Genomic DNA, 11,337 nt, shown 5'->3' with positions numbered 1-11,337 from the left:
GAGGGACTTAGAGTCCCTCAAGGTGGCCTTCACGGCGGGAGGTGGCTCGGCTGCGGTGGCCGGCTCGGAGGACATGAAAGGGTCGTTCATGCCGTCCGGCGCCGTGAAAGGGTCGTTCATGACGTCCGCGGCGTTACGAAGAACCCGGCCTCCTCGGAAGCCGGGTTCTTCGTAACGCGAGTCAGAGGCCGAGGTAGATCTGGCGTACCAGCGGGTCGTGGCTGAGGTCGGCCGAGCTGCCCGTCATGGCGATCCGGCCGTTCTCCATCACCAGGCAGCTCTCGGTCGCCTCGAACGTCAGCTTCGCGTTCTGCTCCACCAGCAACAATCCCAACCCCGCCGCGCTCAGCCGTTGCAGCGTCGCCAGGATCTCCTCCACCAGCTTGGGGGACAGGCCCATCGACGGCTCGTCGAGCAGCACCAGCTTCGGCTCCGACATCAGCGCGCGGCCGATTGCCAGCATCTGCTGCTGACCACCGGACAGCGCGCCCGCCAACCGGTGCTGCATCTCGCCCAGCACCGGGAACATCTCGTACACCTCGCGCAGCGTCTCCTGCGTCTTGCCCTTCCACGAACGCAGGTACGCGCCCAGCAGCAGGTTCTTCTCGACCGTCAGCCCGTCGAACACGTGCCGGCCCTCGGGGACGTAACCGATGCCGTGCCGCACGATGTCCTGGGGCTTCACCTTCGTCAGGTCGTGCTCACCCAGCCGCAACGCGCCCACCGACCGTGGCACCAGCCCCATCAGGGCCTTCAACGTCGACGTCTTCCCGGCACCGTTCGCGCCGATGATGCCCACGCACTTTCCGGCCCCGACGGAGAACCCGACGGAACTCACCGCCTGGACCCCGCCGTAGCGCACCGAGAGATCCTCGACGACCAGGTCGCCCACACCGGTAGCAGACACCTTCACGACATGGTCTCCGTTTCCACCGCGCGCACGACTTCGGCGGTGCTGAACGAGTCACCCAGGTAAGCCTCGATGACCTCCGGCCGGACGGCGACCTCGGCCGGCGTCCCCTCCGCGATCACCCCGCCGCTGGCCAGCACGGTGATCCGGTCGCACAGCGACATGACCAGGCCCATGTTGTGCTCGATGAGCACCACCGTGACCCCACTGTCGCGAATGGACCGGACGATCTCCTTCAGCTGGCCCACTTCCTGCCCGTTGAGCCCGGCCGCGGGCTCGTCGAGCAGCAGCAGCTTCGGCCCGGACGCCATCGCCCGGGCCAGCTCCACTCGCCGCTGGATCCCGTAGGGTAGCGACTTCGGCGCCGCGGCCTGGTAGTCCTCCAGCCCGAACCGCTCCAGCAGCTCCGCGGCGTCGTGCCGCAGCCGCCGTTCGAAGCGCCAGATCCCGACCGGCCACAGGACGTACCGCCACAGCGACCGCATCGCCGACCGGTCGAGGGCGACCAGGAGGTTCTCCTCCACGGTCATCTGGCCGAACAGCCGCAGGTTCTGGAACGTCCGGGCGAGCCCGAGCTGCGACAGCTGGTACGGCCGCCGCCCGGTGAGCACCTCGGTACCGAAGGTCGCGGTGCCCGCCGACGCGGTGTAGATGCCGCTGATCACGTTGAACAGCGTCGTCTTCCCCGAGCCGTTGGGGCCCACGATGCCGCGGATCTCGCCCGGGGCCACCGACAGCGAGACGCCCTTGAGCGCCTTGACCCCCCGGAAGTTCTTGCTGATCCCGGCGATCTCCAGCGGCGGACCCTGTCCGGCCGATTCGGCCGGGGGATAGGGCCGGAACGGTTTGAGCACCGCCCGGTCGCCGGAGCGCCGCCGCCGGATCACTCCGTGGATCCGCCGGGGCAGGCCGGCGAGTCCCGTGGGCGCGAAGACGACCATCAGCACGACCACCGAGCCGTAGCCCAGTTGCGCGTACACCGAAAAGTCGACCAGCGCCTCCCGCACCAGCGACAGCGCGACGGCACCGATCACGCAGCCGAGGATGCTCTGCCGGCCGCCGATGATCACCATCGCCAGCAGCAGGAACATGTTGGCCACGCTGAACGTCTCGGGCGCGATGTAGCGGATCAAGCCCGCGTACAGCACGCCCGCAGCTCCGCCGTAGACGCTGGCGGTGAGGAACGCCGTCATCCGCAGCAGCGGCACCGGCGCCCCGACCGCGCCCGCGGCCAGGGAGTCGTCGCGCATCGCCCGCAGCCGCCGGCCCAGCGCCGTGCGCACGAGGAACACCGCGAAGGCGATGGCCAGCCCGAACACGATCAGCTCGAGGTAGTAGTACAGGTACTCGTCGGACAGGTCGATGCCGAACAGCGGCGGCACCGGGATGCCGTTGAGCCCCGACGCGCCGCCCGCGACCTCCGCGTTGGTCACCCAGTTCGTGAAGGCCAGCGCGAGGCCGAGGGTGACGATCCCGAGGTAGTGCGACTGCACCCGCAGCGCGGGAATCCCGACGAACAGCCCGGCCAGCGCCGTGGCGAGCATCGCGAGCACCGCCGAGACCCAGAACCCGAGGCCGGACGACGTCGTGAAGATGGCCAGCGCGTAGGAGCCGACGCCGAAGAACGCGACCTGGGCGAGGTTGATCTGGCCGGCGACGCCCATCGCCAGCCCGAGCCCGACCGCCAGCAGCGCGAACACGATCGCGATGTTGACGACGTGGATGCCGTAGCCGTCGAGGCCGTAAGGCAGGAACCACGCGGTCACGGCGACGACGGCGACCGCGATGAGCTGGGCGCTCCGGAGCCGGTTGCGCAGCAGCAGGTTCATGCGCGGCTCACCGTCCGCTCGCCGAACAGGCCGGTCGGCTTGACCATGACGATCGCGGTGAAGACCAGGAACACGACCAGGTCCGAATAGCCCTGGAACTGCCCGGCCGCGAACGAGTCGAGCAGTCCGATGGCCAGGCCTCCGACGATCGCCCCGGTGATGTTGCCGAAGCCGCCGAGGATCGCCGCCGCGAAGCCCTTGATGCCCAGTGTCCCGCCCAGCGTGGGACTCACGTAGAGCAGCGGGCCCACCAGGCCGCCGGCGAGCGCGGCCAGGCCCGCGCCGACGGCGAAGGCGATGGCGTTGCTGCGGCCGACGTGGATGCCGACCGCGGTGGCGGCCTCGTGGTCCATCGCGACGGCCTGCATCGCCGCGCCCCGCTTGGTGCGCTGCAGGAACAGCAGCAGGAGCACGGTGGCCACCGCGGCGATGCCGAGCACGACCAGGCTGTAGGTGCGGATGCGGACGCCGAACACGTCGAGCGGCTCGGCCGCGACCGGCGTCGGCACGGCGTGCCCGGTGGCGCCCCAGATGATCGTCGCGAGGGACTCCAGCACCACCCCGAAGCCGATGGTGCCGATCAGCATGAGGTCGAAGTCCTTGTTCTCCAGCGGCCGCAGCACGCGTTCCATCACCAGCGCGATGGCGCCGGTGACCAGCATCGCGACGATGATCGCGAGGATGAACGGCAGCCGGGAGGACATGTAGAACGTCGACGCCGCGTAGGCCCCGACCATCACCACCTGGCCGTGGGCGAAGTTCACCAGGCCCATGGTGCGGTAGACGATCGAGAAGCCCATCGCGACGAGGGCGTAGACGGCGCCGAAACTGAGCCCGCCGACGAGGGTCTGGAGAAAGACTTGCATTGCGGTCCTTTCACCGACGCGCGGGCCGCGCGCCCATCACACGCGGCCCGGGCGTGATCAGCTGGCGGCGGCCACGAGCTTGCCGGCGGTGATGACACCGATGGCCGTGGCGTGGATGCCGACCCCGGTCTCGTCGAACGTGAAGGTCCCGAGCAGGCCCGGGTACTTCGTGCCGCGGATCGCGTCGGCGAGCTGCTGGCCGGTGGCGGCGTTGCTGGTCTTGAGCGCGGTCAGGAAGATGTTGGTGCCGTCGAAGGCCTTGGCGCCGTGCAGCTCGGCCTCTTCGTTGTAGGCGGCCTTGTAGGCCTGGGCGAACGCGCGGGACGCGTCGTTGATCTCGTTGCTCAGGTACGGGCTGCTCACGATGGTGCCCTCGGCGTTCGGCGCGCCCGCGGTGTTGAGGTACACCGTGGTGCCCATCGGGGCCGCGCCGGCGACCACCGCGGTGATGCCCAGCTCGCGGGCCTGCTTCACGATCAGCCCGGCTTCGACCTCCTCGGTGCCCACGAACAGCACCTGCGGGTTCTTCTGCCGGATCGAGGTGAGCGCGGCGCTGAAGTCCTTCTGGTCGGTGGTGACGACCTGGTCGTCGACCGGCGTGACGCCGCGACCGGCCAGTGCCTTGCCGAACGCGTCGTGCTCGCCCTTGCCGTAGGAGCCGTTGTTGGTGATGAAGGCGATGCTCTTGAGGCCCTTCTGGTCGACGAGGTGCTTGGCCAGGGTCTCGTCGTAGGTGGTGCTGGTCGGCCCGTTGAGGAACTGGAACGGGCTCTTGACGGCCGTGATCGACGGCGACTGCCCGGACGTGATGCTTGGGATCTTCGCCTGCTGCAGCACCGGCGCCATCGCCACGGTGACAGCGCTTTCCGCGGTGCCGATCATCGCGACGTAGCCTTCGCTGGCGATCTTGCGCGCCAGGTTGGTGCCGACCGTCGGGTCGCCGGTGTCGTCGAAGACGTCGACCTGGATCTTGCGGCCGTTGATGCCGCCCTTGGCGTTCCACTGGTCGACCGCGAGCTTGGCGCCCTTGGACTCCCACGCGCCCAGCGAGCTGAGCTGCCCGCTCTGCGCGTCGACCACCGCGATCTTGATCGGGCCGCTCGTGTCGGCGGGGGCGGACTGCGAGCTGCCGGGTGCGCTGCAGGCACCTATGGTCAGGACTGCCGTCGCGCACGCCAGCACGCGCCCGATGCCGAACCGGGTCATGATTGCCACCTCGTTGTGTCAGGGAAGTCGTGTCAGGGAAGTTGGGTCAGGGGGACGGGGAGTTATTCGAAGACGCCTTGGTAGATGTCCTTGATGTTCCAGTGCCCGGGGGTCGGCACCGGCTCGTTGACCATCGGGACGTCGAGCACCGCCGGTCGGCGGCGGTCGATCGCCTCGCGCAGCGCCGCGGCGAGCCCTTCCGGGTTCTCGACGAGGTAGCCGTCGGCGCCGCAGGCGCGGCCGAACGCCGCGAAGTCCGGTGAGGACGGGTTGCCGTCCCGGTCGCGGAACTCGCAGCCGAAGCTGCGGCCGAAGTTCGCGGCCTGCAGATCGGCGATGGTGCCGTGGGCGCGGTTGTTCATCACCACGAAGATCACCGGCAGCCCCCGCTCGACGGCGAGCGGGACGGCCGGCAGCTGGGAGCTCATCCCGCCGTCGCCGACGAGCGCGACCACCACCCGGTCCGGTTCGGCGATCTGCACCCCGACCGCGGCCGCGGGGCCGAAGCCCATGGTCGACGCGCCGCCCGGCGTGATGAACCGGCCTTCGTCGGGCAGCGCGTAGCACTGGGCGACGCCGTTCTTGTTCCAGCCGACGTCGGTGACGAGGACGGCGTCGGCGGGCAAGGTGGTGCGGAGGTCCTCGAGGATCCGTTCCGGCCGCAGGGGGAAGTCGTCGCTGCGCCCGCGTTCCTGGCTCGCGGCGAACAGCTCCGACCGGGCGGTGGTGATGGTCTCCCGCAGGCCCGGCCGTTCGGTGGCGGCCGGCACCAGGGCCTGCACGGCGGCGGTGATCGCGGGCACCGCGTGGGCGACGTCCGCGACCGCGCCGATCTCGACGGGGTAGTTGCGGCCGATCTCGGCGGCGTCGATGTCGATCTGGATCAGCCGTCCCGGCGGGAAGGCCCAGGTGTACTCCGTGTCCCACGAACTGGCGTCGGTCTCGGCGAAGCGGGTGGCCAGCGCGAGGACGACGTCGGCCTTGCGGGTGTACTCGTTGGTCAGCTCCAGGCCCCAGAACCCGGTCATGCCCATGACGAGCGGGTGCCGGTCGGGCAGCGTGCCCTTGGCCATCAGCGAATGGGCGACCGGGATGTCGAGGTGCTCGGCGAGCTCCAGCAGGGCCGCGCGCCCGGCCGGGGTGCGCAGCCCACCGCCGAGGTAGATCAGCGGACGCTCGGCCGTGGTGAGCGCCTCCGCGATCCGGCGCGCGTCCACATCGGACAGTCCAGGGGTGGTGACCTGCTGCGGCAGCGGGTAGCTCGCGGGGTCCACCGGACGGGAGAAGTGGTCCATCGGCACGCTCAGCAGCACCGCGCCGGGCCGTCCCGAAGTCGCCGTCCAGAAGGCCCGCTCGGTGAACCGGGCGAGGTCCTCTACCCGGTGCACCTGCCAGGCGCGCTTGACGAACGGCCGGTAGATCGCGGTCTGGTCGGCGTCGGCGTGGAGGTTGACCTCCTGGTGCGGGTGCCGCCCGTAGTAGTACGACGGGATGTCGCCGGTGATCGTGACGAGCGGGACCGAGTCCATCGCGGCGGTGGCGACCCCGGTGATCGCGTTCATCATCCCCGGTCCGACGTGGACCAGCAGCACCCCGGGCTTGCCGGACGCGCGGGCGTACCCGTCGGCGGCGTGCGCGGCGGCCTGCTCGTGGCGGGCCATCACGAACTCGATGCTGCTGCGGCTCAGCGCGTCCAGGAGGGCGATGTTCGTGTGGCCGCACAGCCCGAAGACGTACTCGACGCCGTAGGACTCGAGCTGCCGCACCAGTGCTTCGGCGGCGGTGATCGCGGGGGCGGGGGAGGTCATGGGCGGCTGGCTCCTTCGGTCGGCGAGGTCGGTCATCGGTCGCCCCAGACGGACATCCCGCGCAGGATCAGGGTCTTGACCACGGTGTAGTCGTCGATCATGTGGGCCGGTGACTCGCGGCCGAAGCCGGAGTCCTTCACCCCGCCGAAGGGGACGTGGTCGAGCCGGTAGTTCGACGAGCCGTTCACGACCAGGCCGCCGACCTGCAGATCGCGCCAGGCGTTGATGATCGTGCGGACGTCGTGGGTGAACAGGCCGGCCTGGAGGCCGAACCGGCTGCGGTTGCAGGCTTCGATCGCTTCGCCGAGGTCGTCGAACGGCAGCACCGCGACGAGCGCGCCGAAGACCTCCTGGACGACGATCGTCGCGTCGGCCGCGGGGTCCGCCACGATGGTGGGGTGCAGGGTGGCGCCGTCGCGGGTGCCGCCGAGCACGACCCGGGCGCCCTGCGCGGCGGCTTCCGCGGTCCACTTCTCGACGCGGGTCGCGGCGTCTTCGTCGACCATCGACCCGACGTCCGTGGCGGGATCGAGCGGGTCGCCCACCTTCAGCGTCGCGACTTCGGCGCGGAGCACGTCCACGAACTCGTCGAACCGGCTGCGGTGCACGTAGATCCGCTGGACGGAGATGCAGCTCTGGCCGGAGTTGCTGTACCCGGTGCGGGCGCAGATCTTCGCCGCGTGGGCGACGTCGGCGTCCTCGCACACCAGGGTCGCGGCGTTGCCGCCGAGCTCGAGGACCAGCCGCTTGGCACCGGCGGCCCGGGCGACCGCGGCGCCGGTCTCCGCGCTGCCGGTGAAGCTGATGACGGCGACTTCGTCGGCGGCGCACAGCTTCGCGCCGACATCGCCACCGCCGTGCAGGAGCTGCACCGCCTCGGGTGGCATCCCGGCTTCGAGCAGGAGCGCGACGATCGCCGTCGTGGTGGCGGGTGCCTGGGGAGGTGCTTTGACCAGGGTGGTGTTGCCCGCGGCGAAGGAGGCGCCGAGCTTGTGGGCGAGCAGGTTGGCCGGGGCGTTGAACGGCGTGATGGCCAGCGCCACCCCGGCCGGGGCGCGGTAGGTCATGGCGGTGTTGCCGGTGCCCCGGGCCCAGCCGGCGACGGGGAGCACGTCGCCCCCGATGTGCCGGGTCTCCCCGGCGCACACGGCGAAGGTGTCGGCGACCCGGTCGAGCTCGCCGCGGCCGTCCTTGAGCGGTTTCCCCAGTTCGAGCGCGATCATCCGGGCGATGTCGTCCCGGTGCGCGGCGGCGAGTTCCGCGGCCCGTTCGAGGATCGTGGCCCGGCTCGCCGGGGCGAGGTCCGCGACGGTCTTGGCGCTGCGCGCGGCGTACTCCACCGCGCGTGCCACCTGGTCGTCGGTGGCGGAAGCGAAGCGGGTGACGACTTTTCGCAGGTGGGGGCCGGTTCGCTCGGTGAGGGTGCCGTCCCGGGACCACTGGCCCTCGATGAACGCGGGGGCCGCCATCGGACCGTCGGATCTTGCGGATTCGAGTACTTCCTGCAGCACCGTCACGCTCCCTTGCGAACCATCAAACGGTACGTATGGACCACTCTGCGGCCCGTCGTGTAACGTACGTTCAGCCGCCCGTCGCTGGCAAGACCTCCGGCTGAAGTATTCACCAACCGGTTCATTAGTAAAGCTGCAAGGAGTGTGTAGGTCATGAAGCGTGCCGGTGCCAACGAGATCGCGGAGCATCGGGACGGCGCGGGGGAGGGGACCGAGTCGCAGGGCGTGCGCAGCGTCCAGCGCGCGCTCGACATCCTCGGGTTGCTGACCGAGACGCAGCCGACCGTGTCCATCTCCGACATCGTTAAGGCCACGGGACTGGCGAAGACGACGGCGGTCCGCCTGGCGCAGACCCTCGAGCAGAACGGCTTGCTCTGGGCGACGAACAAGGGCTACATGGCGGGCCCCGGGTTGTGGCGGTGGGCGCACCTCGCGCGGCAGACCTGGGAGATCCCCGACGAGATGAAGCAGCTCATGCGGGACCTCGGCAACCGGCAGCGGGAGACGGTCAACCTCTACGTCCTGCGCGACATGTACCGGGTTTGCGTGGCCCAGCAGGAAAGCCCGCAGCCGCTGCGCCACGTCGTCCGCGTGGGTGACGAACTTCCCTTGTGGGGCGGTGCTTCTTCGAAGGTCTTGCTCCGCGACGCCAAGCCTGCTTTGCTGACGAGGATCGCGCGAAGCTCGCCCCACGGATCCGAGCACGTGCAGGTGCTGCAGTCGGGGCTCAGCGAAGCCGCCGACCAAGGGTTCGCCGTGAGCCACGGGGAACGCGAGGCGGGCCTGTCGGCCGTGGCCGTTCCGCTGATCGGCCGCGGCGGGACCGTGGTCGCCGCGCTTTCGCTCAGCGGCCCCACGATCCGCTTCCCCGAGGACCAGCTCCCCGCGTTCGTCACCGACCTTCAGGAGACCGCCGCGCGGATGACGGAGCGGGGCTTCGACCACCCCTTCGTCGGCTGAGGTCCACCCGGTTCGGCGGGCCGTCCGAAAGCCGTGCTCGCCCCAAGGAGAGGGAATGCAGAGAAGACCGCTTCGCGGTATCCGGGTGCTGGACCTGACCAACGTCCTCGCCGGTCCCTACTGCAGCTATCAGCTGATGCTCTTCGGGGCCGAGGTCGTGAAGATCGAGCTTCCCGGCTCCGGCGACCTGGCGCGGCACCTGGGCCCGGACGCCGACCTCAACCGCGGCGGGATCGGGACGTCGTTCCTGGCCCAGAACGCGGGGAAGAAGTCGATCGAGCTGAACCTCAAGGACGCCGGCGAGCGCGGCCTCTTCGAGGATCTCGTCCGCGGCGCGGACGTGGTGCTCGAGAACTACCGCGCCGGGGTGCTCGACCGGCTCGGCCTGGGCTGGGACCGGTTGCGTGCCCTCAACCCCGGACTCGTCTACTGCGCGATCTCCGGCTTCGGCCAGACCGGCCCGATGAGCCAGGCGCCCGCCTACGACCAGATCATCCAGGGCCTGTCGGGCATGATGAGCGTGACCGGCACCGAGGAGACCGCACCGCTGCGCGTCGGGTTCCCGGTGTCCGACACCGTCGGCGGGCTGATGGCCGCACTGTCCATTTCGGCCGCACTCGTGGGCCGGGAACGGTCGGGCGAAGGGTGTTTCCTGGACCTGTCGATGCTGGAGGCGTCCCTCTCGGCGATGGGCTGGGTCGTGTCGAACTACGTGATCAGCGGCCAGCCGCCGGTGCCCATGGGGCGGGAGAACGCCACGGCGGCGCCGTCCGGCACGTTCTTCGCCTCCGACGGCCCGCTCAACATCGCGGCGAACCGGCAGACGCAGTTCGTCAGCCTGTGCACTGTGGTCGGTCGTGAGGACCTGGTGACCGATCCCCGGTTCGCCGACCGCGAAGACCGCAAGACCCACCGCGCCGAGCTCAACGCCGAGCTCAACGCCGCGCTGGGCCGGCGTCCCGCGGTCGAATGGGAGCGGATCCTTTCGGAAGCGGGCGTGCCCGCCGCGCGGATCCTCACCGTGCCCCAGGCGATCGAGTCCGATCAGCTGGCCCACCGCGGGTTCTTCACCGAGGTCGCGTTCCCGGGCGATCCGAAGAGGACGCTCCGGGCGAGCGGGAACGGCGTCCACCTCGACGGCGAGCCGCTGCGGGCGCCGGGGCCGCCGCCGGTGCTCGGCGAGCACAACGCGGAAGCCGCCGAGCTGGCGCGGCGGTGGCGCGGCGCGGACATCCCGCGTCCGGCCCGGGAGTTTTCCCTGGCCCCTACGGACAAGGACTGACATGGACACCGAAGCCCGGGACGCGACCGCCGGCGACGTGGCGGACTGGTGGGCCACGAGCATCAGCCGGATGGAGCCCGGCGTGCTGGAACTGCGCGGGATCCCGGTCCAGGACCTGATCGGCTCCCACGGTTTCGTCGCGACGATCTGGTTGCTGGTGCGGGGAACCAGCCCCACCCCGCAGGAGGCCGCGCTGCTGGAGGCGGCGATGGTCGCGTCGGTGGACCACGGCCCGCAGGCCCCGTCGATCGCGATCGCCCGGATGACCGCGACCTGCGGGGTCGGCCTCAACAACGCGATGGCGTCGGGGGTCAACGCCCTCGGCGACTCCCACGGCGGCGCGGGCCAGCAGTGCGTCGAGCTGCTGTCGGAGATCGTCGAGGGGGAGTCCGGCGGGCTCGACCTCGCGGACGCGACCGCGCGGGTGGTCGCCGAACACCGCGCCCGCAGCCGCTACCTGCCCGGGTTCGGGCACCGCTTCCACCCGGTCGACCCCCGCCGCGCGCCGCTCCTGGCCCTGGTGGACGCCGCGGTCGAGGACGGCGTGGTCGCGGGCCGGCACATCCGGGCGGCTCGTGCGGTGGAGACGCTCCTCAACGAGGGCCGGGCCAAGCCGGTGCCGATGAACATCGACGGCGCGACCGCGGTGATCTACGCCGAGCTGGGGTTCGCGCCGCCGCTGGCCCGCGGGCTCTTCGTGCTGAGCCGCAGCGTCGGGATCCTCGCGCACGCGTGGGAGGAGACCAACTCGGGCCGCCGCAACAAGGGACCGATGCCGACGTCGATCCTGCCCACCCACCGCTGAGCGCGGCGCTTCCTGCCGAGCGGCTCGGCGCTCCCCGGTGCCGGGGCCAGACGTCGCGAATGACTGTCGCTGAGGAAGTCGACAGCAGCTGGGCCGCCGCCATCATCCGGGCCCGGGTGAGGAACGCCCCCGCCGTCATCCCCGTCTCGCGGACGAACCG

The 11,337-nt window shown here is 70.7% G+C and carries 9 protein-coding genes; 3 read left to right on the top strand and 6 right to left on the bottom strand.

Annotated features, from left to right (window positions below):
- Positions 1 to 181: 181 nt before the first annotated feature.
- The 6 genes from AB0C38_RS49105 to AB0C38_RS49080 form a co-directional block, all read right to left on the bottom strand.
- Positions 182 to 913 (bottom strand): ABC transporter ATP-binding protein, encoded by a 732-nt coding sequence (locus AB0C38_RS49105; protein ID WP_360688534.1) that lies wholly within the window; start codon positions 911 to 913, stop codon positions 182 to 184.
- Positions 910 to 2,739, bottom strand: coding sequence for a branched-chain amino acid ABC transporter ATP-binding protein/permease (locus tag AB0C38_RS49100; protein ID WP_360688531.1), 1,830 nt, complete (start codon positions 2,737 to 2,739; stop codon positions 910 to 912). Before AB0C38_RS49100 ends, AB0C38_RS49105 begins: the two co-directional genes overlap by 4 nt.
- Positions 2,736 to 3,605, bottom strand: a complete 870-nt coding sequence (locus AB0C38_RS49095; protein WP_360688528.1) for a branched-chain amino acid ABC transporter permease — start codon at positions 3,603 to 3,605, stop codon at positions 2,736 to 2,738. Before AB0C38_RS49095 ends, AB0C38_RS49100 begins: the two co-directional genes overlap by 4 nt.
- Positions 3,606 to 3,662: 57 nt before the next feature.
- Entirely contained in the window at positions 3,663 to 4,811 is a 1,149-nt protein-coding gene (locus AB0C38_RS49090) for an ABC transporter substrate-binding protein (RefSeq protein ID WP_360688525.1), read from the bottom strand.
- A gap of 62 nt (positions 4,812 to 4,873) precedes the next feature.
- Complete coding sequence (locus AB0C38_RS49085) at positions 4,874 to 6,619, bottom strand: thiamine pyrophosphate-binding protein (RefSeq protein WP_360688523.1); 1,746 nt, start codon at positions 6,617 to 6,619, stop codon at positions 4,874 to 4,876.
- 32 nt (positions 6,620 to 6,651) lie between these two features.
- Entirely contained in the window at positions 6,652 to 8,130 is a 1,479-nt protein-coding gene (locus tag AB0C38_RS49080; protein ID WP_360688521.1) for an aldehyde dehydrogenase family protein, read from the bottom strand.
- A 153-nt stretch (positions 8,131 to 8,283) separates the two neighbouring features.
- Between AB0C38_RS49080 and AB0C38_RS49075 the strand changes: the two genes are divergently transcribed.
- From AB0C38_RS49075 to AB0C38_RS49065, 3 genes are read left to right on the top strand one after another with little or no spacing between them, the layout of a single operon-like run.
- Positions 8,284 to 9,090 (top strand): IclR family transcriptional regulator, encoded by an 807-nt coding sequence (locus tag AB0C38_RS49075; RefSeq protein WP_360688518.1) that lies wholly within the window; start codon positions 8,284 to 8,286, stop codon positions 9,088 to 9,090.
- 55 nt (positions 9,091 to 9,145) lie between these two features.
- Positions 9,146 to 10,372, top strand: a complete 1,227-nt coding sequence (locus AB0C38_RS49070) for a CoA transferase (RefSeq protein WP_360688515.1) — start codon at positions 9,146 to 9,148, stop codon at positions 10,370 to 10,372.
- 1 nt (position 10,373) lies between these two features.
- Positions 10,374 to 11,177: a citryl-CoA lyase gene (locus AB0C38_RS49065; RefSeq protein WP_360688512.1), complete on the top strand. Its 804-nt coding sequence runs from the start codon at positions 10,374 to 10,376 to the stop codon at positions 11,175 to 11,177.
- The last annotated feature ends 160 nt before the right edge of the window (positions 11,178 to 11,337 follow it).

It is taken from the genome of Amycolatopsis sp. NPDC048633, assembly GCF_040650695.1.
Lineage (GTDB): Bacteria > Actinomycetota > Actinomycetes > Mycobacteriales > Pseudonocardiaceae > Amycolatopsis.
Note: the sequence above shows the minus strand (reverse complement) of the source record. Positions and strands in the feature narration are given on the sequence as shown.